Annotated in this window: 21 protein-coding genes; 13 read left to right on the top strand and 8 right to left on the bottom strand. The window is 72.1% G+C overall.

The window, feature by feature from the left end:
• Positions 1-87 precede the first annotated feature (87 nt).
• Both AB0J57_RS05155 and AB0J57_RS05150 read left to right on the top strand, forming a co-directional pair.
• Positions 88-957: a helix-turn-helix transcriptional regulator gene (locus tag AB0J57_RS05155; protein WP_366126599.1), complete on the top strand. Its 870-nt coding sequence runs from the start codon at positions 88-90 to the stop codon at positions 955-957.
• Positions 958-972: 15 nt separating this feature from the next.
• Positions 973-1,221, top strand: a complete 249-nt coding sequence (locus tag AB0J57_RS05150) for a DUF397 domain-containing protein (RefSeq protein ID WP_366126598.1) — start codon at positions 973-975, stop codon at positions 1,219-1,221.
• On the opposite strand, the gene AB0J57_RS05145 is transcribed toward AB0J57_RS05150, so the two are convergent.
• A complete protein-coding gene (locus AB0J57_RS05145; RefSeq protein ID WP_366126597.1) occupies positions 1,193-2,365 on the bottom strand; it encodes an 8-amino-7-oxononanoate synthase in 1,173 nt (390 codons plus the stop codon). The two genes, AB0J57_RS05150 and AB0J57_RS05145, sit on opposite strands and share 29 nt — an antisense overlap.
• 145 nt (positions 2,366-2,510) lie before the next feature.
• On the opposite strand from AB0J57_RS05145, the gene bioB reads away from it, so the two are divergent.
• From bioB to AB0J57_RS05110, 7 genes are all read left to right on the top strand, one after another.
• Positions 2,511-3,668, top strand: a complete 1,158-nt coding sequence (gene bioB, locus AB0J57_RS05140; RefSeq protein WP_366126595.1) for a biotin synthase BioB — start codon at positions 2,511-2,513, stop codon at positions 3,666-3,668.
• Positions 3,661-4,950: an adenosylmethionine--8-amino-7-oxononanoate transaminase gene (locus AB0J57_RS05135; RefSeq protein ID WP_366126593.1), complete on the top strand. Its 1,290-nt coding sequence runs from the start codon at positions 3,661-3,663 to the stop codon at positions 4,948-4,950. The genes bioB and AB0J57_RS05135 overlap by 8 nt, the downstream gene beginning before the upstream one ends.
• A gap of 1 nt (position 4,951) precedes the next feature.
• Positions 4,952-5,671, top strand: coding sequence for a dethiobiotin synthase (gene bioD / locus AB0J57_RS05130; RefSeq protein WP_366126592.1), 720 nt, complete (start codon positions 4,952-4,954; stop codon positions 5,669-5,671).
• Positions 5,672-5,673: 2 nt separating this feature from the next.
• Positions 5,674-6,018: a VOC family protein gene (locus AB0J57_RS05125; RefSeq protein WP_366126591.1), complete on the top strand. Its 345-nt coding sequence runs from the start codon at positions 5,674-5,676 to the stop codon at positions 6,016-6,018.
• 47 nt (positions 6,019-6,065) lie between these two features.
• Positions 6,066-6,755, top strand: a complete 690-nt coding sequence (locus AB0J57_RS05120) for a methyltransferase domain-containing protein (RefSeq protein WP_366126590.1) — start codon at positions 6,066-6,068, stop codon at positions 6,753-6,755.
• Between the two features lie 9 nt (positions 6,756-6,764).
• On the top strand, positions 6,765-7,544 hold the full coding sequence (locus tag AB0J57_RS05115) for an SDR family oxidoreductase (protein WP_366126589.1): 780 nt from the start codon (positions 6,765-6,767) through the stop codon (positions 7,542-7,544).
• 69 nt (positions 7,545-7,613) lie between these two features.
• Positions 7,614-9,860: a helix-turn-helix domain-containing protein gene (locus AB0J57_RS05110; RefSeq protein ID WP_366126588.1), complete on the top strand. Its 2,247-nt coding sequence runs from the start codon at positions 7,614-7,616 to the stop codon at positions 9,858-9,860.
• A 32-nt stretch (positions 9,861-9,892) separates the two neighbouring features.
• On the opposite strand, the gene AB0J57_RS05105 is transcribed toward AB0J57_RS05110, so the two are convergent.
• Both AB0J57_RS05105 and AB0J57_RS05100 read right to left on the bottom strand, forming a co-directional pair.
• Entirely contained in the window at positions 9,893-10,264 is a 372-nt protein-coding gene (locus AB0J57_RS05105; RefSeq protein ID WP_366126587.1) for a fic family toxin-antitoxin system, toxin component, read from the bottom strand.
• Positions 10,261-10,500 carry a toxin-antitoxin system HicB family antitoxin gene (locus tag AB0J57_RS05100; RefSeq protein ID WP_366126586.1) on the bottom strand — a complete coding sequence of 80 codons (240 nt, stop codon included), beginning with the start codon at positions 10,498-10,500 and terminating at the stop codon, positions 10,261-10,263. Before AB0J57_RS05100 ends, AB0J57_RS05105 begins: the two co-directional genes overlap by 4 nt.
• Before the next feature lie 66 nt (positions 10,501-10,566).
• On the opposite strand from AB0J57_RS05100, the gene AB0J57_RS05095 reads away from it, so the two are divergent.
• The 4 genes from AB0J57_RS05095 to AB0J57_RS05080 all read left to right on the top strand — a co-directional run bounded on the left by AB0J57_RS05095 (position 10,567) and on the right by AB0J57_RS05080 (position 14,425).
• Positions 10,567-11,022, top strand: a complete 456-nt coding sequence (locus AB0J57_RS05095; RefSeq protein WP_366126585.1) for a GNAT family N-acetyltransferase — start codon at positions 10,567-10,569, stop codon at positions 11,020-11,022.
• Between the two features lie 150 nt (positions 11,023-11,172).
• The gene (locus tag AB0J57_RS05090; RefSeq protein WP_366126584.1) at positions 11,173-12,537 is read left to right on the top strand and encodes a hemolysin family protein; all 1,365 of its coding nucleotides are present in this window, start codon (positions 11,173-11,175) and stop codon (positions 12,535-12,537) included.
• Positions 12,534-13,550, top strand: coding sequence for a hemolysin family protein (locus AB0J57_RS05085; protein WP_366126583.1), 1,017 nt, complete (start codon positions 12,534-12,536; stop codon positions 13,548-13,550). The genes AB0J57_RS05090 and AB0J57_RS05085 overlap by 4 nt, the downstream gene beginning before the upstream one ends.
• A 71-nt stretch (positions 13,551-13,621) precedes the next feature.
• Positions 13,622-14,425 (top strand): SGNH/GDSL hydrolase family protein, encoded by an 804-nt coding sequence (locus AB0J57_RS05080; protein WP_366126582.1) that lies wholly within the window; start codon positions 13,622-13,624, stop codon positions 14,423-14,425.
• A gap of 136 nt (positions 14,426-14,561) precedes the next feature.
• Here AB0J57_RS05080 and AB0J57_RS05075 read toward each other — a convergent pair whose 3' ends face one another.
• From AB0J57_RS05075 to AB0J57_RS05055, 5 genes are all read right to left on the bottom strand, one after another.
• Positions 14,562-15,749, bottom strand: coding sequence for a site-specific integrase (locus AB0J57_RS05075; RefSeq protein ID WP_366126581.1), 1,188 nt, complete (start codon positions 15,747-15,749; stop codon positions 14,562-14,564).
• A 314-nt stretch (positions 15,750-16,063) separates the two neighbouring features.
• Positions 16,064-16,441, bottom strand: a complete 378-nt coding sequence (locus tag AB0J57_RS05070) for a hypothetical protein (RefSeq protein ID WP_366126580.1) — start codon at positions 16,439-16,441, stop codon at positions 16,064-16,066.
• A gap of 300 nt (positions 16,442-16,741) precedes the next feature.
• The gene (locus AB0J57_RS05065; protein ID WP_366126579.1) at positions 16,742-17,524 is read right to left on the bottom strand and encodes a hypothetical protein; all 783 of its coding nucleotides are present in this window, start codon (positions 17,522-17,524) and stop codon (positions 16,742-16,744) included.
• Entirely contained in the window at positions 17,521-17,661 is a 141-nt protein-coding gene (locus AB0J57_RS05060) for a hypothetical protein (RefSeq protein ID WP_366126578.1), read from the bottom strand. The genes AB0J57_RS05065 and AB0J57_RS05060 overlap by 4 nt, the downstream gene beginning before the upstream one ends.
• Before the next feature lie 15 nt (positions 17,662-17,676).
• Positions 17,677-21,438 carry a phage tail tape measure protein gene (locus AB0J57_RS05055; protein ID WP_366126577.1) on the bottom strand — a complete coding sequence of 1,254 codons (3,762 nt, stop codon included), beginning with the start codon at positions 21,436-21,438 and terminating at the stop codon, positions 17,677-17,679.

Raw genomic sequence — 21,438 nt, 5'->3', positions numbered from 1 at the left:
GACCGGATTTGGGCGGCAAACTGACGGGTTGGCCCCACCGCGGGCGGCCCGGTGGCGGAAAGGTCCCGACGGCGGGAGGAGGCGGTCATGCGAGGCGGTCGGCACGGCCCGGCGGTGCGCCGGCGCAAGCTCGGCGAGGAGTTGCGCGGGCTGCGCCTGGCCGCGGGCCTGACCAGCCGTGAGGCGGCGCGGCTGGTGGGCTGGCACCAGTCGAAGGTGAGCCGGATCGAGACGGGGACGAGCGGGGTCACGGGTGCGGACGTGGCGAAGCTGCTCGATGCCTACGGCGTCCACGAGCCGCGGCTGCGCGCCCTGTTGGCGGCGTTGGCGGGGGCGGCGGCGGACGGCGGCGGGACGGGGTGGTGGCACGCGTACCGGGGCGTGCTGCCGCCCCCGTACCAGGACTTCATCAGCCTGGAGGCGCAGGCGTGCACGGCACGGACGCTGGAGACGTCGGTGGTGCCGGGCCTGTTGCAGACGGCGGAGTACGCGCGTGCGGTGACCCGGGCGGCGCTGGAGGGGATTCCGGCGGCGACGGTCGACTCGTTGGTGCGGGTGCGGATGGCGCGGCAGGAGGTGCTGCGCGCCGATCCCCCGCTGAGGCTGGAGGCGGTGCTGGACGAGGCGGTGCTGCGGCGGCAGGTGGGCGGGCCGGGCGTGATGCGGGAGCAGTTGCGGCGGTTACTGGAGTGGGCGCGGCTGCCTCATGTGCGGCTCCAGATCCTGCCGTTCGCGACGGGTGAGTACGTGGGACTCTCGGGACCTTTCGTTATCTTCTCCTTTCCGAACATTTCTGATCTGGACGTGGTTGCTCTTGACCACTTGACGAGTAGCCTCTACCTCGAACGCACGGAAGACCTCGAGGCGTACTGCGCCGCCTTCCGCACCATGCAGGCGCACGCCCTGTCGCCCGAGGAGTCGTCGGAACTCATCGCCGGGATCGGTGACGGCGCGTAGGGAGAGGCACCCCACATGTCTGCTTACCTCGCACAGCAGGACCTCGCACACCAGAACCCCACATATCAGGACCTCGCACACCGGGACGGCCTCCGCTGGTGGCGCAGCAGCCGCAGCGTCGGCATGAACAACTGCGTCGAGGCCGCCCGCCTCGACGCCGCGCGGCTGGCCGTGCGCGACTCGAAGGACACCGCCAGGCCGCCGCTGCGGTTCTCCGCGACGGCCTGGACCTCCTTCATCGGCTCCCTGAAGCGGGTCGGCTGACCGGGGCCGGCGCCGTACGGAGGATCGTGGCGACCGCCCCGTCGACCTGACGTTCCGTCAAGTCGGCGCGGGCGGTGAGCCGGAGGCGCGAGATGCCGTCCGGCACCGAGGGCGGCCGGAAGCAGCCCACCGCGAGCCCCTCCGACCGGCAGTCGGCCGCCCACTTCACCGCCTGCTCCGGCGACGGGGCGCGTACGGAGACGACCGCGGCGTCCGGCCGTACGGCGGTCAGGCCCGCTGCGGTCAGCCGTGCGTGCAGGGTGGCCGCCACCGTACGAGCCCGGCCCGCCAGGCCCGGTTCGGCGCGCAGCAGCCGCAGGCTCGCCAGCGCGGCACCGGCGGCGGCCGGGGCCAGCCCGGTGTCGAAGATGAAGGTCCGGGCGGCGTTGACCAGGTGCTCGATCACCCGGGCCGGACCGAGGACCGCTCCACCCTGGCTGCCCAGGGACTTGGAGAGGGTGAGCGTGGCGACGACGTCCGGGCTGCCCGCGAGCCCCGCCGCGTACAGTGCGCCGCGCCCGCCCTCGCCCAGCACGCCCAGGCCGTGCGCGTCGTCGACGACCAGCGCGGCGCCGTGCGCCCGGCACGCCGCAGCGAGCCCGGCCAGTGGCGCCGCGTCGCCGTCCACGGAGAAGACCGAGTCCGTCACCACGAGCGCCCGGCGGCCCGGGTGGGCGTCCAGGGCCTTGGCGACCGCGTCGGGGTCGGCGTGCGTGACGACCGCCGTCTCGGCGCGCGAGAGCCGGCAGCCGTCCACGATCGAGGCGTGGTTGCCCGCGTCGGAGACGATCAGCGAGCCGCGCGCGCTCAGCGCCGTGAGGGCGGCGAGGTTGGCGGCGTACCCGGAGGAGAACACCAGCGCCGCCTCGAACCCGCAGAAGTCGGCCAGCTCCCGTTCCAGCTCACCGTGGAGCTCGGTGGTGCCGGTCACCAGGCGCGAGCCGGTGGCGCCGGCGCCCCAGCGGCGGGCGGCCCCGGCGGCCGCGGCGGTGATGTCCGGGTGGTGGGTGAGGCCGAGGTAGTCGTTGCTCGCGAGGTCCAGCAGGTCCGGTACGGCCGGTCGCGGGCGGAGCGTACGGACCAGACCGGCGTCCGCGCGGCGCCGTGCCTCGTCGTCGGTCCAGTCGAATGGGTCCTGCGGCATGGGTCGGTCCCTTTTTGTAGGCAGCGCACAGACCCTAACCGGGGTCGGCCGTGGTCAGAGTGTGGTCATACACACACCCCAATCCGCGTCTGTTGTGGAGTTCCTCCTTGGCCCCGGGCCATGCCGTAGGCCAGGATCAGCTTCCATGGACCTGCTGAACACGCTGGTGGACAAGGGGCTTCGGCGCGAGCTGCCGACCCGCGAAGAAGCGCTCGCCGTGCTGGCGACCTCCGACGACGAGCTGCTGGATGTGGTGGCCGCGGCCGGGAAGGTACGCCGTCAGTGGTTCGGGCGGCGGGTGAAACTCAACTATCTGGTGAACCTCAAGTCCGGCCTGTGCCCCGAGGACTGCTCGTACTGCTCGCAGCGGCTCGGCTCCAAGGCGGAGATCCTCAAGTACACCTGGCTGAAGCCGGAGGAGGCGTCCAAGGCCGCCGCCGCGGGGGTCGCGGGCGGCGCCAAGCGGGTCTGCCTGGTCGCCAGTGGCCGTGGTCCGACGGACCGGGACGTCGACCGGGTCTCCAAGACCATCGAGGCCATCAAGGAGGAGAACGAGGGCGTCGAGGTGTGCGCGTGCCTCGGGCTGCTGTCGGACGGTCAGGCGGAGCGGCTCCGCTCGGCGGGGGCGGACGCGTACAACCACAACCTCAACACGTCCGAAGGGACGTACGGGGACATCACGACCACGCACACCTACGCGGACCGCGTCGATACGGTGCAAAAGGCGCACGCGGCGGGCCTGTCGGCCTGCTCGGGGCTGATCGCGGGCATGGGCGAGAGCGACGAGGACCTGGTCGACGTGGTCTTCGCGCTGCGCGAGCTGGACCCGGACTCGGTGCCGGTGAACTTCCTGATCCCCTTCGAGGGCACGCCGCTCGCCAAGGAGTGGAACCTGACCCCGCAGCGGGCGCTGCGCATCCTGGCGATGGTCCGGTTCGTCTGCCCCGACGTGGAGGTCCGCCTCGCGGGCGGGCGCGAGGTCCACCTGCGCACCCTCCAGCCGCTGGCCCTGCACCTCGCCAACTCGATCTTCCTGGGCGACTACCTCACCAGTGAGGGCCAGGCCGGCAAGGCCGACCTGGAGATGATCGCCGACGCCGGGTTCGAGGTGGAGGGCACGGACACGACGACGCTGCCCGAGCACCGGGCGGACGCGTCGTCCTGCGGGACCGGCGGCGGCTGCGGTTCCGGCTCGGTGTGCTCGTCGGACGAGGAGCCGGCGGAGACCGCGGCCGCTCCCCGTACCGACCTGGTGGCCGTGCGCCGCCGGGGCGCCGGCACGGACCTCGCGCCCAATGCGTGACCTGGGCACCGCCGAGCTGATCGCCCTCGACCGGGCCCACGTCTGGCACCCGTACGGCCCCATGCCGGGCCGTACGGACCCGCTCGTCGTGGAGTCCGCCTCCGGGGTGCGGCTGCGGCTCGCCGAACCGGCGCACGGGCAGCACGAGCTGGTCGACGGCATGTCGTCCTGGTGGTCCGCGATCCACGGCTACAACCACCCGGTGCTCAACGAGGCGGCGCGCGACCAGTTGGACCGGATGAGCCATGTGATGTTCGGCGGGCTCACCCACGAGCCGGCCGTGCGGCTGGCGACCCGGCTGGTCGAGATCACGCCGGAGCCGCTGCGGCACGTCTTCCTCTCCGACTCGGGCTCGGTGTCCGTCGAGGTCGCGATCAAGATGTGCCTCCAGTACTGGCGCTCGGTGGGCCGCCCGGCCAAGCGGCGGCTGCTGACCTGGCGCGGTGGCTACCACGGCGACACCTGGCAGCCAATGTCGGTGTGCGACCCCGAGGGCGGGATGCACGAACTGTGGTCCGGCGCACTGCCCCGGCAGGTCTTCGCGGGCCCGCCGCCGGCCGGGTACGAGGAGACGTACGCGGAACAGCTCCGGGAGGAGATCGGGCGGCACGCGGGCGAGCTGGCCGCCGTGATCGTCGAGCCGGTGGTACAGGGCGCGGGCGGGATGCGGTTCCACGACCCGGCGTACCTGCGCGTGCTGCGGGAGGCGTGCGACGCGCACGACGTGCTGCTGGTGTTCGACGAGATCGCGACCGGTTTCGGGCGGACGGGCACGCTGTTCGCGGCGGAGCACGCGCGCGTGGCGCCGGATGTGATGTGCCTGGGCAAGGCGCTGACCGGCGGCTACCTGTCGCTCGCGGCGACACTGTGCACCGCGCGCGTGGCGGACGGGATCTCGCGGGGCGAGGTGCCGGTGCTGGCGCACGGGCCGACGTTCATGGGCAACCCGCTGGCCACCGCCGTGGCGTGCGCCTCGATCGACCTGCTGCTGGGCCAGGACTGGGAGCGGGAGGTCAAGCGGATCGAGGCGGGCCTGCGCGACGGGCTGGCGGCGGCGGCCGAGCTGCCGGGGGTGCGCGATGTGCGCGTGCTCGGCGCCATCGGCGTCGTCCAGCTCGATCACCCGGTGGACATGGCGGCCGCGACGGCGGCGGCCGTGCGCGAGGGCGTGTGGCTGCGGCCGTTCCGGGACCTGGTGTACGTGATGCCCCCGTTCGTCACCGGCGACGACGATGTGGCTCGGATCTGCCGCGGGGTCCTCGCGGCGGCACGGGAGGGTTGAGATGTCGGTACTGGTGGTCAGCGGCACGGGCACGGAGATCGGTAAGACCGTCGTCACGGGCGCTCTGGCGTCGGTGGCGCGGGCGGCGGGACGGTCGGTGGCCGTGCTGAAGCCCGCACAGACCGGGGTCGGCCCCGGCGAGCGGGGGGACGCCGACGAGGTCGTCCGGCTCGCCGGTGAGGGGGTCACGCCGGTCGAACTGGCGCGGTTCCCCGAGCCGTTGGCGCCGGACACGGCCGCGCGGCGGGCCGGGATGGCACCGGTCGGTCCGGCCGAGGTGGCCGACGCCGCGCGAAAGCTGGCGGACGAGTATGACCTGGTGCTGGTCGAGGGCGCGGGCGGGCTGCTCGTGCGCTACGACGAGGAGGGCGGCACGCTCGCCGACGCGGCCCGGCTGCTGGGCGCGCCGGTGCTGGTGGTGGCGCCGCCCGGTCTTGGCACGCTGAACATGGTGACGCTGACCGCCGAAGCGCTGCGGGCGCGCGGGCTGACGCAGGCGGGTGTGGTCGTCGGGAGCTGGCCGGACGAGCCGGGGCTCGCCGAGCGCTGCAACGTCACGGACCTGCCCAAGGTGGCGGGCGCGCCGCTGCTGGGCGCGGTGCCCTCGGGCGCGGGGGCGCTGCCGGCGGAGGTCTTCCGGGCGCGGGCGGCCGGGTGGCTCGCCCCGTCGCTGGGCGGCACCTGGGATGCGGGGGCGTTCGCCGCGGCCGTAGGCTCCTGATCATGCGTGCTGTCGTCAGCGAGATCGTGCTCGACTGCGCCGACCCGGCCGCGCTGGTCCGCTTCTGGGCCGCGCTGCTGGGCGGCGAGCCGGTGGACCGGAGCCCCGACTGGTCGTACGTCGACCCTCCGGACTTCGTTCGGGTCGCCTTCCAGCGCGTGCCGGAGGGCAAGTCCGTGAAGAACCGGCTCCACCTGGACCTGGAAGCGGGGGACGTGGACGCCGCCGCGACCTGGGCGGTGGGGCTGGGGGCGGTGCGGGTCGGCCGCATCGTGACCGACGACCACGGCGACTTCCAGGTGCTGCGGGACCCCGAGGGCAACGAGTTCTGCTTCGTGTCGGGCTGACGGGGGGACACTGACCGTGTAAGCCCCCTTTCGCCGGGAGGTCCGCGATGCGGGACACCGTCCACCACCCGCTGTTCGCCCGCTTCTACGCGCGCGTGAGCGTCGCCATGGAGACGAAGGGCGGCGTCGCCGCGTACCGGGACGAGCTGCTGGCCGGGCTCTCCGGCCGGGTCATCGAGGTCGGCGCGGGCAACGGGCTGAACTTCGCGCACTACCCGGGCACCGTGTCGGAGGTCGTCGCGATCGAGCCGGAGCGGCGGCTGCGGCAGTTGGCCGCGAGCGCGGGGCTGCGCGCCGAGGTGCCGGTGGACGTGGTGCCGGGCGTGGCGGAGGCGCTGCCGGTGAAGAGCGAGGCGTTCGACGCGGCGGTCGCCTCCCTGGTGCTGTGCACGGTACGGGACCTGCCGCGGGCGCTCGGGGAACTGCGGCGGGTGCTGCGGCCGGGCGGTGAACTGCGGTTCTTCGAGCACGGGGTGGCCCAGGGGCGGGCGATGGCGACGGTCCAGCGGGCGCTGGACCGCACGGTGTGGCCGCTGGTGTCGGGGGGCTGTCACACGGCCCGGGACCCGCTGGCCGCGATCGAGGCGGCGGGGTTCGAGGTCGTCACGTACCGCCGGTTCCGGATTCCGGAGCAGGGGCCGCAGTTGCCGTCCTCGCCCTGTGTGCTGGGCGTGGCCCGGCGGCCCGACCCGGGGGACGGTCGCCCGGGGGACGGCCAGGAGGGCCGTGCGCACTAGTGTGCGGGCATGACGTCGCACGCGTACCTCTCGCAGTTGTTCTCGCTGGACGGCCGGGTCGCCCTGGTGACGGGCGGCAGTTCCGGCATCGGCCGGGCGATCGCGGGTGCCCTCGCGCGGGCGGGGGCGAGCGTCGTGATCGTCGCGCGCCGGGAGGCGGAGCTGGCGGCCACGGTCGACGAGCTGCTGGCCGACGGCTGCCGGGCCGCGTGGGTGAGCGGCGACCTGTCCACGCGCGAGGGCGTGCGGGCTGCGGCGGAGAAGTCGGCGGGGGTGTACGGCGAGCCCGACATCCTCGTCAACAGCGCCGGGATCAACCTGCGGCCGCCGATGGGCGAGGTGGGCGAGGACGTCTGGGACGCCACGATGGCGGTCAACCTCGAGGCGCCCTTCCTGCTGGGTGAGCGTTTCGGCCCGGGCATGGCCGAGCGGGGTTACGGGCGGATCATCCACGTCACCTCGCAGCAGGCGCACCGGGCGTTCGTGCGGAGCGGCGCGTACGGGGTGTCGAAGGGCGGCCTGGAGTCGCTGGCCCGTTCGCAGGCCGAGGCGTGGTCGGCGCACGGGGTCACGTGCAACACGCTGGTGCCGGGCTTCGTGCTGACGCCGCTCAACGCACGCCTGCAGTCCGACCCGGAGACGGTCGCGGCGCTGGCCGCGCGCACGATGGTGGGGCGCAACGGCCTGGCGGACGACTTCGCGGGCGCGGCGGTGTTCCTGGCGAGCGCCGCGTCGGCGTACGTCACCGGGCACTCCCTCTTCGTCGACGGCGGGCTGTCCGTCCACTGACCGTGTGCGTCCCGCGTTCGGTGCGGTGTGCGTTTCGGCTAGGGTGATCGTCCCTGGAGGTGACGCCCCGTGCCCGATGAGCAGGAGCAGTTGTTCGCGGCGGTCGACGCGCTGCTGGAGCAGGCCGCGCAGGACCCGCTGCCCGAGCCCGACGAACGCAAGCGGCTGCGCGAGGCCGCCGGGCTGAGCCAGGACCAGATCGCCAAGGCGCTGTCGGTACGGCGTGAGACGGTCACCGGCTGGGAAACGGGCCGCACCGAGCCCCGGGCGCCGAAGCGGGCGGCCTACGCGAGGCTCCTGTCGGGCCTCGCCGAACGCCACCCGGCTCCCCCGGCGCCGGTACCGGAGCCGTCGCCCGCGCCACAGCCGGCCGAACCCGCGAAGAACGGCCCCACGTCAGAGGCTCCCGTGCCGGAAGCTCCCGCCCAGGAGGCGCCCGTGCCCGTCGCCGTTCCGGAGGACCAGGCCACCGTGCCGAAGGGCGCCGAACAGCCGGGCGCCGGGCCGGCGGGCGGTGCCCTCCGTACCGCACCCCAGGTGCCGGTCGCCGGCACGGCCACCGCGCCGCGCCCGGCGGCGTCCGTCTCAGCGCCGCCGCCCCGCCGGGCGCAGGCCGCCCCGGCACAGCGCGGCGCGGTCGACGGGCGGTTCACGAACGGGCCCGTCGCCGTGCTGGACGGGGACGGGAACGCGTACTGCGCCGGGGGCCTCGTCCTCGACTGCCCCGCCCGGGACATCCCCGCGCTCGTCGACTGGGCGCTCGGCGAGGCCCAGTTGGGCGCGCCCCGGCTGCACCGCAACGGCAAGGACGCCGACCCCCTCGTCGTCCTCACCGAGTCGGCGGCCGTACGGCTGGGGCTGCCGCCCGAGCTGGCCGACCGGCGCGGGCTGCGGCTGCCCGAGGACCACAAGGTCGTGCGCCAGATCACGAAGGCCAAGTGGAAGATGACGCGCCGGGGTTTCGGGCCGTGGGCCTGGGTGTACCGGCCGGCGCAGGGCAGCCGGCGCGTCTGTGTGCAGTTCGCCGTCCTGCCGTGGGGCGCGCTGGACAGCCGTGCGTGGGGCGACGCCGCCGGACTGCCCCCGGCCGAGCTGGCCGACGTGCTCGCCACGTACGCCTCCCGGGTGATCACCCCGCGCGGCACCACCGCCGTGTGCGGGCTGGAGCTGATGAGCGCGCTGCGCCCGCCGACCCGGGCCGTGTACGACGAGGCCGCTGGGGCGTGGGTGTCCGCGCCCAGCCCCGGGTCGCTCACCGAGCCCGTGGACCCGGCGCCGCCCGAGGCCCCGGACGAGCACCCGGTGGTCGCGCAGCTCTACCCGCGCGGGCACCGGCGTACGCCCGACGAGGTCCTCGACGAGGAGGCGTACGACTGGATCCGCGACCCGGAGCTGCTCACCGACGCCGAATGCGCGCGGCCGTACGCGGTCGGCATCGACGTCAACATGGCGTTCGCGGCGGCCGCGAACCGGCTGACGGTCGGACTGGGCGCGCCGGTCCACGTGACGTCCCCGGTCTTCGACAAGAAGACGCCGGGCTCCTGGCTGGTGGACCTCTCCGCCGTCGAGGTCGACCCGCGGCTGCCGAACCCGTTCACGCCGCACGGCGCCCGGCCCGAGGGACCGGCCTGGTACGCGACGCCGACCGTGGCGTACGCGATGGAGCTGGGCCACGAGGTGCGGCCGGCCGAGGCGTACCTGCGCCCGGACAGCGGCCCGTACCTGGACGCCTGGTACCAGCGGCTGCGCGACGCCTACCTGACGACCATGCAGGAGCTGGGCGTGCGTGCCGGGATGCCGGAGGACGAGTACCTCGCCGCCATGGAGGCGGTCGACCGGCTGAAGGCGGACGACCCGGGGCGGGCCGCCGTCCTGTCGGCCGTCAAGTCGACCGTCAAGGGCGGTATCGGCAAGCTCCGGGAGCGTCCGCAGGGTGCCGGGTACCGTCCCGGGGAGCGGTGGCCGGCGCTGGAACGCCCCACCTGGCGGCCGGACATCCGCGCGGCCGTCATCTCCACGGCCCGGGTCAACATGCACCGCAAGATGCGCCGTCTCGCCGAGGGTGCGGGGCTGTTCCCCATCGCCGTCCTGTCGGACTGCGCGGTCTACCTCTCCGACGGCCCGAGCCCGCTGGACTTCCTGCCGCGCACCCCCGAGGGCGCACCGCTCCCGGGCGGTTTCCGGCTGGGCGTATCGCCGGGCATGGTCAAGCACGAGGGCACGCAGTCCCTGATGTGGGCCGTGCGGCTGCTGGACGAGGGCCACAATCCGGCCCGCCACATCAAGGGGACGGACGCGGCGGCCGGCGGGGAGTAGCGGCGAGGGCGGTGGCGGTCCGTCAACGGGAGTCAGGGGCTCCACCGGCGCAGTTCGGCGGCGATGGCGCGGACGTCCGCCCCGCCCGCCTTCACCAGCCGGGCCAGGTCCCTGACCTTTTCGGGCGAGGGCGCCACGTCCAGCCCGGAGGCGACCAGGTAGCCGTAGGCGACGGCGCAGCCGTACAGGGCGTTGGAGTGCTCCAGCGCGGGGACGTGCAGCAGGAGTTGCAGCAGCGCGGCCGCCCGGGTGTGCGGGTCGTCGTAGACGGGTACGCCGAAGATCTCGGCGTCGTGCCGGCTGACGGCGGCGACGAGTGCGCCCCAGTCGGTGACCTGGGGGTCGCCCGGCGTGTTCTGCTCGGCGACCATGAGCAGCCAGGCGAGGTCGACCGAGAGGTTCATGCCCGCCCGTCGGGCGTACGGCGCTCGGGGGCGCCGAACTCCTGCGCGAAGACCGACTCGTACTGCTTCATGAAGTCGGCCGCGGCCTCCACGAAGGTGCGGCCCGCCTCGCCCGCGTCCCGCTGGACGAGCTCCTCGATGTACCGGTTCACACTGACGCCCCGCTGCTGCGCCCTGCGGCGGGCGGCCTCGGCGGTGGTCTCGTCGACGCGTACGTTCAACTGGGTCTTCGCCACACCATCAAGCTAGCGCGAAACCGCTAGCATCGACAAGAGTGGGCCGGGCCCGGAATTCCGGGGCGGATGAGGGACCGGCTCACGGATGATGGGGCCATGAACGATCTTCGTATACGCACCGCCGCGCCGGCCGACCTCGACGCCGTCCTCGCCTTCTGGAAGGTCGCCGCCGAGGGCACGAGCATCAGCGACGACCGGGACGGCGTCGAGCGGCTGGTCGCCCGCGACCCGGAGGCGCTGATCCTGGCGGAGAGGGGCGGTGAGCTGGCCGGGACGGTGATCGCCGGGTTCGACGGGTGGCGCTGTCACCTCTACCGGCTCGCGGTCCACCCGGACCACCGGCGCCGGGGCGTGGGCGCGGCGCTGCTCACGGCCGCCGAGGAACGCTTCGTACGGCTCGGCGGGCGGCGCGCCGACGCCATGGTCCTGGACCGCAACGACCTGGCGCACCACACCTGGCGGGCGGCGGGCTACGCGCCGCAGCCCGAGTGGAGCCGGTGGGTCAAGCCCCTCGAAAGCTGATCGTTTTGCTGATCCTTTACCATGGGTGGACCAGTCACCATCGATCGAAAGGTGTGAGCGTCCGCCCATGGGCGAGCCTCCCAGTAGCACCCGTCACCGACATCGCGCATCCCTCCCCTCCGTGGCCGACCATGGGACGGAGGTGAACCGATGACCGAAGTGCTGCTGCTCCTCGTGGCGCTGCTGCTCTCGCTGGCCTGCGGCGCGTTCGTCGCGGCCGAGTTCTCCCTGACGACCGTCGAGCGCGGGGACCTCGAACGGGCCGTCGAGCGGGGCGAGCGCGGGGCTCCCAGCGCCCTGAAGGCCGTACGTTCCCTCACCTTCCAGCTCTCCGGCGCCCAGCTCGGCATCACCGTCACCAACCTGGTCGTGGGCATGCTGGCCGAGCCGTCCATCGCCAAGCTCATCCGTGGCCCGATCCAGGACACCGGCCTGTCGGCGTCCGTGGCGTCCTCGGTGGCGCTGGTCATCGGTACGGCCCTGTCGACGGTCGTCCTGATGGTCGTCGGCGAGCTCGTCCCGAAGAACTGGGCCATCTCGTCCCCGCTGGGCGTCGCCAAGGTGGTCGCCACCCCGCAGCGGGTCTTCACCGCCGCGTTCGGTCCCCTGATCAGCCACCTCAACAACACGGCCAACCACATCGTGCGCCGGCTCGGCATGGAGCCGGCCGAGGAGCTGGCCTCCGCGCGCAGCCCGCAGGAGCTGGTCGCCCTGGCCCGCCACTCCGCACGTGAGGGCGCCCTGGAGGCGGACACCGCCGAGCTGTTCGTCCGCACCCTGAACCTGGCCGGGCTGACCGCCGAGAACGTCATGACCCCGCGCGTCCAGGTCACCGCCCTGGAGGCGGCGGCCACCGCCGAGGACGTCGCCAACGCGACCCGCGCGACCGGCCTGTCCCGCTTCCCCGTCTACCGGGGCGGCCTGGACTCGGTCATCGGCATCGCGCACATCAAGGACGTCCTGACCGTTCCGGCCGGGCAGCGGCACCGCAAGCCGGTGACGGAGATCCTCCGCGAGCCGCTGCTCGTCCCGGAGTCGCTGACCGTGGACCGGCTGCTGGACCGGCTGTCCGGGAAGACCACGATGGCCGTCGTCATAGACGAGTACGGCGGCACGGCCGGAGTCGTGACGCTGGAGGACATCGTCGAGGAGGTCGTCGGCGAGGTGCGCGACGAGCACGACCCGCACGAGACGCCGGACCTGGCACCGGCGGGCGAGGACGCCGACGGGCGGCCCCTGTGGTCCGCCGACGGCGCCGCCCGCACCGACCAACTGGAGACGATCGGCCTGCGCGTGCCGGACGGCCCGTACGAGACCCTCGCCGGGCTGGTCGCCACCGAGCTGGGCCGCATCCCGGCCGTCGGCGACAGCGTCACCCTGGGCGGTTGGCTGCTCGACGTGGTGGACGCCTCCGGGCGCCGCGCCGCGCGCGTCCTGCTGCACGCCCCGGTGGGCGGGCCGGACGGCGGGTCCGGGGAGCCGGGGGCCCATGAGGGCGGGGAGGCGGGCCGATGACCGCGATCCAACTGCTGATCGGTTTCCTGACGCTGGTGGTGAACGCCTTCTTCGTCGGCGCCGAGTTCGCCATGATCTCCGTGCGCCGCAGTCAGATCGAGCCGGAGGCGGAGGCCGGGAACCGGCGGGCGCGCAGCGTCATCTGGGGCCTGGAGCACGTCTCGGCGCTGCTCGCGGCGGCGCAGCTCGGTATCACGCTGTCCACCCTGGTGCTCGGTGTCGTCGCCGAGCCGGCCATCGCCCACCTGCTGGAGCCGGTGTTCGACGCCCTCGGCGTGCCGCACGGGCTGGTGCACCCGATCTCGTTCGTGATCGCGCTGTCGCTGGCCACGTACCTGCACATGCTGCTCGGCGAGATGGTGCCGAAGAACATCGCCCTGGCCGAGCCGACCCGCACCGCGCTGCTGCTGGGCCCGCCGCTGGTGGCGCTGGCGCGGGCGCTGAAGCCGGTGATCTTCACGATCAACGCGTTCGCCAACGCCCTGCTGAAACTGCTGCGGGTCCAGACGCGGGACGAGGTGGCGGCGACGTTCTCGGACGACGAGCTGGCGCGGATGGTGAAGGACGCCGGTGACGCGGGCCTCCTGGACGACCGGGCGGCCGAGCGGCTGCACGACGCCCTGGAGCTGGGGCGCCGTCCGGTGCGTGACGTGGTGATGCCGGTGGAGCGGGTGGTGTACGCCCGGGTGGGCACCACGCCGGAGGAGCTGGAGGCGCTGGCCGCCGAGTCCGGGTTCTCCCGCTTCCCGGTGGTCGACCCGTCCCGCCGCATCCTCGGCTACCTGCATGTGAAGGACGCCCTGGACGTGACGCCGCGCGACCTGCCGTTCCCGGTGTCGGCGATGCGGCCGATCGCCCGGGTGCGGGCGGCCACGCCGCTGGACGACGTCCTGACGGCGATGCGCCGTAGCCGTACGCACCTGGCGGCCGTGCTGGACGACGACGGCAAACTGGCCGGCATGGTCACGATGGAGGACGTCCTGCGGAAGCTGGTGGGCCGCCCGGCGGTCTAGCACCGGGACCGGTACCGGGGCTCGTACCGGTCTCGTGCTGATCTCGTACCGGGCGGTACGATCACTCCGCCATGGAGATGAATGCCACCTACAACAGTTTCGTCGCGGTGGGCGACAGCTTCACAGAGGGCATGTCGGACCTGCTGCCCGACGGCTCCTACCGGGGCTGGGCCGATCTGCTGGCGGCCCGCCTCGCCGCCCGCACCCCGGGGTTCCGGTACGCGAACCTCGCGGTGCGCGGCAAGCTGATCGGCCAGATCGTCGGCGAACAGGTGGACCTCGCGGCGGCCATGAAGGCGGACGTCGTCACCCTGGTCGGCGGGCTCAACGACACCTTGCGCCCGAAGTGCGACATGGGCCGGGTGCGCGGGCTGCTGGAGGAGGCGGTGGAGCGGCTGGCCCCGTCGTGCGGGCAGTTGGTGCTGATGCGCAGCCCCGGCCGCAGAGGCCCCGTCATGGAGCGGTTCCGGCCGCGCATGGAGGAGCTGTTCGGGTACGTCGACGAACTGGCCGCCCGGCACGGTGCCCTGGTGGTCGACCTGTACGGCGCCGAGGTGCTGGGCGACCCGCGGCTGTGGGACCTGGACCGGCTGCACCTGACCACGGAGGGGCACCGGCGGGTGGCCGAGGCCGTGTGGCAGGCGCTCGGCCTGGCGCCGGAGGAGGACTGGCGGGCGCCGCTGCCGCCCACGGTGCCGCCCGCGTGGCTGGCGCGGCGGATCGGCGACGTACGCTTCGCCCGGCAGCACCTGGGGCCGTGGATCGGGCGGCGGCTGACCGGCCGGTCCTCCGGCGACGGGCGGCCGGCCAAGCGGCCGGAGCTGCTGCCGTACCTCCTCGGCGACGACGCCCCGGCCGCCGGGCCGCGCTCGTAGCAACCCACAATCCGGACCGCGGCGCCGACCTGCAGAAACCGCCAGTAGAATCTGGTCACTGTTCTACGGGCAAACCCATCTTGGCTGGTCAGACCAGGTCTCAGCAGGATTGTGAGAGATCATTTCTCACAATCTCTCACATGAGGGCCTTTTGGCCCCCTCCGTGGAACGCGTCGAGCGCCTCCGCCGCCGCCCTCATGTCCTCCGCCTCGATGGACACGTACTTCCGCTTGGTGAAAGCCGCGTTCGTGTGGCCCGCCCACGCCGCGAGGATCACGTCGGGCACGCCGGCCAGAGCCAGAGCCTTGAGCACCGCGTGGCGGGCGTCGTACAGCCGCACCCGTCGCAGCGCCAGCGACTCCATCAGCTCGTAGGCGTGCTCCCGTAGCTGTCGGGTGTTCATCGGCATGCCCAGCTCGTCGACGAGGACGTAGCCAGAGTCGGTGTACCCCTCGCCCGCAGCCAACTTCTCCGCGGCCTGCTGGGCGCGGAACCGGCGGAGGGCCTCCCACGGCGCCCGCGGCAGGGGCAGTGACCGTTCGCCGGATGCCGTCTTGGTGTCCTTCTCGAGCACCAGGTGATTGCCGACCATGGTCCGGGTGACCGTGATGGACAGCAGACCGTTCTCGAGGTCGATGTCCGTCCATCGCTGGCCGCAGACCTCCGCCGGCCGCAGCCCCATCAGGGACAGCAGCAGCGGCGCGAACAGGCGGTCTTCGGCGATGCCGCGCACGAACGTCTGTACCTCCGCCACTGTCCACGGTTCGGCCCTGGTGCGCTCCCGCTTGTCGGTCTTCTTGTCGACGAGCGAGACGCGCACGTACTGGGCGGGGTTCACCGCGATCAGCTTGCGGACCACGGCCCGCCCAAGGGCTTCCTTGATGCGCGTCAGGATGCCCTCGACGGTGGACACGGCCAGGCGCGTCCCGGGCTCTCCGCCGCGTCGCCGGCCGGTCGCCACCACCTCATCGACGAAGTCCTGCAGTTGCTCCTCGGTCAGCTCTTGCAGGCGGACGTGCCCCAGGCGGTCGATGACGTGCACGAGCGCCAGCCGGTACGTGCGGATCGTCGTCTCCTCGACGTCGCGCCGCTTGTACTCGAGCCACTTGTCGAGCCACTCCCCCAGCGTGATCTTGCTGGGGGCGATGAAGGTGCCTGCTGAACGCTGGTGCAGGATGCGGTCCCGCTCCGCCTTGGCCTCCGTCTTCGTGTCACGGGTGATCGTGAGCTGAATCCGCTTGCCGTTCTCGTCCGTACCGGCGTCGACCACCGTGCGATAGCGCACCTTCCCGCTCTGCAGGACGACGCGCTTCGGTTCAGCCATTCCCTGATCCTTCCTTCTCGGTCTCAACGGCCCTGCCAGGACGAAGAGACGGCTCTGGGCGGCGCAGTACCCGGTGCGGCTCCTCGCGCTCGATTCGCTTGAACTCCTGGGAGCTGAGGCCGCGCATGCCCAACATGACGAGACCGCGTTCCTTCAGCCAGCAGTCCCGAGCCTCACGCCACTGGCGACGAGCCCGAATCACCTCGTCGATCCAGACCCCGTCCCCCTTCTGAACCCGGCGCGCTGTACGGCCCATAGGCTCGCCCCACAGCCACTCGGGGGGCTCCATGGCCACCGGCTCCGGTTCCGGCCGTCTACGCCGTGCCACGGCGCCTCCTCTCCAGATCCCAGCGGACGTTCGCGGCCTTCGACGCCCGCTCCTGAGCCGGGCTGCGGCCCACGTCCTCACCCTCGGCAGGCAGCGCCAGTTGATCCAGCAGCTTGCCCAGCGCCAGGCGGTGAGCGCGAGCCTCCGCGAACAGGCCCGACACCCGCGGCTGCCCGGTGCTGCCCTTCACCGTCACCGGCCCGGCCGCGATCGCCTCATGCATGGCCTCGAGCTCGTCGACCGTCCGGCACGCCTGGGCCAGCAGCGCCAGCTCATCAGCGGCCAGCTCGTACTCGTCGACCACCCGGCGCCACAAGTCGGCGCCCGCCTCGCCGAGCCCGAACGGCTCCTCGACTGCCTCCATGGCTCCTCACTCTCCGCCACACGTGGCGATCTTGGTTCCCAAAAACGATCAAAGGGGCAATGCTCGTGGCCTGGCGCTCCTCCCCGGCGGTCCGGCAGAAGATCCAGAAGGGAGGCCCTCGGGTGGGGGTCGTGACTCTGGGTGGTGGCAAGCCGGCCCGCGACGGTCCCTGGTGGAGCCGTGCGGGCCGGCTGTGGCGCTGGCCGGGTCTCTGCGAGAGAAAGAGTGCTCGCTCACCGGCCATGGCTCCCGCTCACAGGTAGGCCTACAGACCTGCTGCGGGTGACCTTGACGCCAGTCTTAGAAGCCCGCGGCCCGCTTGACCGGGTTGTCTGCCACTTCGTCCCAGACGGCTTGCTTCTGCTCGTCGGGGGCCGGGAGCCAGAGCTGTCCGCCGTTGGTTGCGTGCCAGCCGAGGAACTGGCGGGTGTTGAGGCCGAACCACGGCGGGCGGGCCATGGCCATCCGGCTGGGCGAGAGCTGGTGGTAGTTGCGGATGGCCACGTACTTCCCGTTCGGGTCGTCGGGGCAGGTGAACCCGGCGCGGGCCAGGGCTCCGCGGGCGGTGTGGATGGCGACGTACCGTTCGGCGAGTTGGTCACAGGTGTCGGATGCCTTGCGGACCTTGGCCGGGGCGGCGAGCAGGTGGCGGGGTTCGGTCTGCCCGTGCTCCAGCAGTGTCTGCCAGGCCCGCCGGAAGCTCTGCCAGGTCTCGTCGTGGGCGGGCTTGAGGTGGTCGGTGATGGCGGCCAGCCCGTGCGCGTGGACGGCGGACTGGACGCGCTTGACGGCGATGTCCTTGCAGTAGCCCAGCATGACGCTGACGTCCTGGTGCTGAAGCTCTGCGGCCCGTGCGGCGCCGATCTGCGCGACGTCGGGGAGCTCGGTGCCCGCGTGTACCGCGTCGACGGTCTCGACGGCGAGGCGCTCGATAACGGCGACGACGGACTCGGGCGGTTCGGGGTAGGGCTGGGCGACGATGGCGGCGTGGGTGTCGCGGGCCTTGATGACCTCGGCCGGCAGGCTGTAGTACCCGGCGTCGTAGCCGTCGAACAGGGCGGTGAAGGGGAGGGCCTGGCTCACTTGTTCTCTCCGTTCTTGCGGGCGGTGGAGCGGGCGATGGCGTCGCGCATCAGTTGCCGGTTGCGCTTGGGCGGGGTGGCGCGGATGAGGCGGCTCATCTGCTGGCCGGTGGTCTCGGGCTTGGGCTCGTCGGACATGGCGTTCTCCTACGGTTAGCGGCGGCCGACGCGGGCGCGGAACGCCTGCCGGTTCATCTCCTCGCGGAGGCGAGGCTCGAAGGTGACGTTGATGAGGTTCCTCAGGGCCGGGTCGTCGAAGTGGACGTGTACGTCGACCCCGCCGGGCTCCACGATGGACATGACGGGCGGGCTCCAGCCGGCGATCGTGGCGGCCGACATCCGGCCGGCGGCGGCCTCGACATCGACGAGGCTTCGGTCCATGCCCTGAACAAGGCCAGCGCCGAGCTGCTTGCCGACCTGGTCCCTCATCACCTGAGACGGGCTCTTGATCTTCAGGGCCTTCTTGATGGCAGCCACCATGGAGGCCCCTAGCTTGTTCATCTCCTTCTGCAGAGCCTGCTCCTGAGACTGAAGGCCCGCGAGGAAGCCCTTGGAGGCGTTCTTCCCGGCGTCGAAGAGAGCGTCAGCCGTGGTCGAGCCGATGGTCGTCGCGAGCTTGGCGCCCTGCTTCGCCAGGCGATTGAGGGTCTGCAGCTCGGTACTGGTCGCACCGACCAGCTTGCGCGCCAGGGCGCTGCCGGGTCCCTCCTCGACGACCTGCCGAAGCAGGTCCTTGTGCAGGCCCCGCCGCTCCAGGATGCGAATGTCACGCTGGAACTCGGCCGCCGTCTGCTGCCGGGCCTTCAGGTCGTGGATTACCGTCTCGACGTCGCGCCCTTGACTGAGAGCCATGAACTCCTTGATCGAGTCGCGCTGAGAGTTGGCGAACTGCTTGGCCTCAGCGATCTGCGCCCGGATCTGGTCACGGCGCGTGGCCATGTCCTGGAGCCGCCGGCTGGTGCGGTCGACCTGCCCGGCGAGCCGCCAGCCGGCGTTACCCAGCTTTTTCAGGTCAGCGATCAGGGTGTTCGACGCCGACCTGATGTCGGATGCCGACTTGAACAGTGCCCGGGAGAACGAGCCGAAGTCCGCGGGGAGCTCGCGGCGCGCGTTGATAACCGACTGAGGCGTCTTGACCTTGCCACCCTTGGCGTAGCCGACCGGCCCACCGGAGGCCAGCCGCATCGCATTGAGCGAGTCGAACAGGTGCGACCCGTACTTGCTGACCGCGGCCGCCCTGATGACGTACTCACCGTTCGACAGCATCGCTGGGATGCTGTCGGAGGTGCTGCTGCCAGGACCGTCCACCGGTCCGCCGCTGGCGCGGGTCAGCTCCGGGCGTAGTGCGCGCGGAACAGCCCCCGACTTGTACGTCGTGTAGACCGTGGTCACGTTGACGGTCTTGCTCTGCAGGTTGTCGATGGCCCGCTTCAAGGCCTGGGCGTTCGACACGGCGGAGCCGGTTGGCGCCGTGACCTTGACGTTCTTGCTGTTGGGGATCGCCGTCACCGCGTAGCCCGCCGCCCGCAGCTCCTTGATGGCAGCCGCGGTCGGGGCCTTGATGGTGACGGTCTTCCCCGGCTGAAGGCCGGCGATCTGCATGTATAGGGCGTTGATCTCGCGCGTTGCCGCCACGGCGCCGGGTGCCGTCACGTTCGTCACGGCCGTGGCCGGGAGCTGCGCGTAGGCCCCTGTCAGGGCATTTATCTGCTTCTCGGTGAAGCCGGCTGCGCCCATCGCCGACCGAAGAGCTGCGACGTTCGCGGCGAGAACGGCGTTACCCGCCTCCACCGAGCCCTGCTGCTCGGCTACTGACTGGGCGTGCGCCATCGCGGCATCGGCTGCGTCCAGGAACGCGCCCTTCACGGCCCGCCCCTTCTCCGTGGTGACGTCGAGCGACTTGCCGTTCTCCTTCACGGCCTCGGACAGGCTGGACAGCGAGTCGCGGAACGCGATCTCCTTCTGAGCCGCGTCGATCGCCACGCCGTTCAACGCCTTTAGCGCGTCTGAGAGCTTCTCGGCTTCGCTGCGCTGGTCGGCCATGGCGTCGGCCGTGATCAGGGATTCGTCGCCGAGTTCGCCCTGAGACCCCGCGGTGAGCTTGGACTGCGTCCCGGCCTCCACCACCGCGTTCGTGTAGTTCGGCAGCAGCGTGCGGAGCTTCTCCGTGGACGTACCCGACGCTTCCGCCTTGGCCGCGAGGGCGGCGAAGTTCTCGGATGCTTCCTTGCTGGCGCCGGACTGGACGAGCGCGGCGAGGGCCTGGTCGACGGCCTTCAGGTCGTCGCGGGCCTTCTCCAGCTTCGCGCCGCCTTCTGCCCACGGGTCGAACGTCGAGAAGAAGTCCTCTACCCGGTCGAGGACGCCGGGGTGGGCTATGCGGTTGACCGCCTCGCCGAAGCCCTCCAGGTCCTTGCCGAAGACCCGGGCCACTTCGCCGCTGACCTTGCCCTTCTGGGCGAAGTCGACGAGGGCGTCCTTCAGCTTGGACACGTTGGCCGGCGCCTCGTCGAATCGGGAGGTGACCTCCCGTACCCCGTAGGCGACGGCGGCCAGGGCGCCGAGGACCAGGCCGAGCTTGCCGAGGGTCAGCATCTGGGCCCGCACGGTGGCGGCCGTGATGCCCATCGCGCGGAGTTCGTTCCGCACCAGAATGATGCGCGGCAGGAAGAGCAGCATGGAGGCGCCTGCCAGGCCGATGACGCCGATGATGCCTGTCAGCATGCCCGCGGCCTGCTGGAGACCGGGGGGGAGCCCGTTGTACGCGTTGATCGCCCGGGTGACCCACTGGACCATGTCGCGGAGGGCCGCATTGGCGGCTGTGCCCGTCTGGATGAGGGCTGTTTCCAGTGCGCCCTTCAGCTTCTGGGCGTCGCCAGCCAGGTTGTCCATACGGACAGCAGCCACGGCTGCCGCGTAGCCATGGTCGTTGACCGCGTTCGTGTAAGTGCGGACACCGGCCTCGCCGTGCTTGTAGATGATGTTCGCCGCGCGCACGGCGTCGGAGCCGAAGATCACGCCCATGGCCGCGTTACGAGCTTCAGGGGTCAACTTCGAGAATGCCTGCTGCATCTTGCCGGCGAACGCCTGAAGGCCGATGAAGTTGCCCTGAGCGTCATAGGCGCTCAGCCCCAGCCCGTCCAGGGTCGCCTGGGCCTCCTTGGAGTTCGGCGTGAGGCGCTGCAGCATGACCTTGAACGAGGTACCGGCGTCGGAGCCCTTCAGACCCTCAGCCGCGAACAAGGTCAGCGCGCCGACCGTGTCTTCCAGACTCAACCCGGTCTGTGAGGCCACCTGACCGGCCATGCGCAGCGACAGGCCCATCTGGTGCACGTCAGTCGTGCTCTTGTTGGCAGCAGCCGCCAGCAGGTCGGCAATGTGCCCGACGTCCTTGCCCTTGAGACCGAACACGGTCATCGCGTTCGCGGCGATCTCCGCGCCCTCAGCCACGTTGATCTCAGCAGCAGCCGCCAGGTTCAGGGCGCCCGTCAACGCGCCGCCCGCGATATCGGACACTGACACGCCTGCCTTGGCCAGCTCGTGCTGAGCCTCCGCGGCTTCGACGGCACTGAACTTGGTCGTGCGCCCGGCCTCCAAAGCCGCAGTCCGCAGCCGCGCCATCTCGCTGGCCGACGCCTGGCTGACAGCCTTGACGTTGCTCATGGCCTTCTCGAACCGGGCCGCGGCTGCCACGGCCAGGCCGAACGCGGCGACCAGGCCCAGGCTGCCCATCTGCACAGCCTTCAACGACCGCTGCTGGTTCCGGCCCATCTCCTCCATGGAGCGCCCCGCGTTGCGCATGCTGGTGCGGATGTCGTTCGACGTGCGGTTGGCGCTCTGCGACGCCTGAGCCATCCGCGCCCGGAACGCGGCGATGTCCGCCGTCAGCAGGACGGACACGGTACGAACAGCCAC

Origin of the sequence: Streptomyces sp. NPDC049837, from assembly GCF_040674455.1 — a bacterium.
Taxonomy (GTDB): domain Bacteria; phylum Actinomycetota; class Actinomycetes; order Streptomycetales; family Streptomycetaceae; genus Streptomyces.
This window is presented reverse-complemented; position numbering and strand designations above follow the sequence as displayed.

What these genes read in the sequence shown, in the direction of transcription:
- AB0J57_RS05120 (WP_366126590.1), top strand. Translation starts at nt 6,066, where the DNA reads ATGCGGGACACCGTCCACCACCCGCTGTTCGCCCGCTTCTACGCGCGC.
- bioD (WP_366126592.1), top strand. Translation starts at nt 4,952, where the DNA reads ATGTCGGTACTGGTGGTCAGCGGCACGGGCACGGAGATCGGTAAGACC.
- AB0J57_RS05125 (WP_366126591.1), top strand. Translation starts at nt 5,674, where the DNA reads ATGCGTGCTGTCGTCAGCGAGATCGTGCTCGACTGCGCCGACCCGGCC.
- AB0J57_RS05145 (WP_366126597.1), bottom strand. Translation starts at nt 2,365, where the DNA reads ATGCCGCAGGACCCATTCGACTGGACCGACGACGAGGCACGGCGCCGC.
- AB0J57_RS05060 (WP_366126578.1), bottom strand. Translation starts at nt 17,661, where the DNA reads ATGTCCGACGAGCCCAAGCCCGAGACCACCGGCCAGCAGATGAGCCGC.
- AB0J57_RS05135 (WP_366126593.1), top strand. Translation starts at nt 3,661, where the DNA reads ATGCGTGACCTGGGCACCGCCGAGCTGATCGCCCTCGACCGGGCCCAC.
- AB0J57_RS05095 (WP_366126585.1), top strand. Translation starts at nt 10,567, where the DNA reads ATGAGGGACCGGCTCACGGATGATGGGGCCATGAACGATCTTCGTATA.
- AB0J57_RS05115 (WP_366126589.1), top strand. Translation starts at nt 6,765, where the DNA reads ATGACGTCGCACGCGTACCTCTCGCAGTTGTTCTCGCTGGACGGCCGG.
- AB0J57_RS05070 (WP_366126580.1), bottom strand. Translation starts at nt 16,441, where the DNA reads ATGGAGGCAGTCGAGGAGCCGTTCGGGCTCGGCGAGGCGGGCGCCGAC.
- AB0J57_RS05075 (WP_366126581.1), bottom strand. Translation starts at nt 15,749, where the DNA reads ATGGCTGAACCGAAGCGCGTCGTCCTGCAGAGCGGGAAGGTGCGCTAT.
- AB0J57_RS05090 (WP_366126584.1), top strand. Translation starts at nt 11,173, where the DNA reads ATGACCGAAGTGCTGCTGCTCCTCGTGGCGCTGCTGCTCTCGCTGGCC.
- AB0J57_RS05080 (WP_366126582.1), top strand. Translation starts at nt 13,622, where the DNA reads ATGGAGATGAATGCCACCTACAACAGTTTCGTCGCGGTGGGCGACAGC.
- AB0J57_RS05085 (WP_366126583.1), top strand. Translation starts at nt 12,534, where the DNA reads ATGACCGCGATCCAACTGCTGATCGGTTTCCTGACGCTGGTGGTGAAC.
- bioB (WP_366126595.1), top strand. Translation starts at nt 2,511, where the DNA reads ATGGACCTGCTGAACACGCTGGTGGACAAGGGGCTTCGGCGCGAGCTG.
- AB0J57_RS05105 (WP_366126587.1), bottom strand. Translation starts at nt 10,264, where the DNA reads ATGAACCTCTCGGTCGACCTCGCCTGGCTGCTCATGGTCGCCGAGCAG.
- AB0J57_RS05150 (WP_366126598.1), top strand. Translation starts at nt 973, where the DNA reads ATGTCTGCTTACCTCGCACAGCAGGACCTCGCACACCAGAACCCCACA.
- AB0J57_RS05155 (WP_366126599.1), top strand. Translation starts at nt 88, where the DNA reads ATGCGAGGCGGTCGGCACGGCCCGGCGGTGCGCCGGCGCAAGCTCGGC.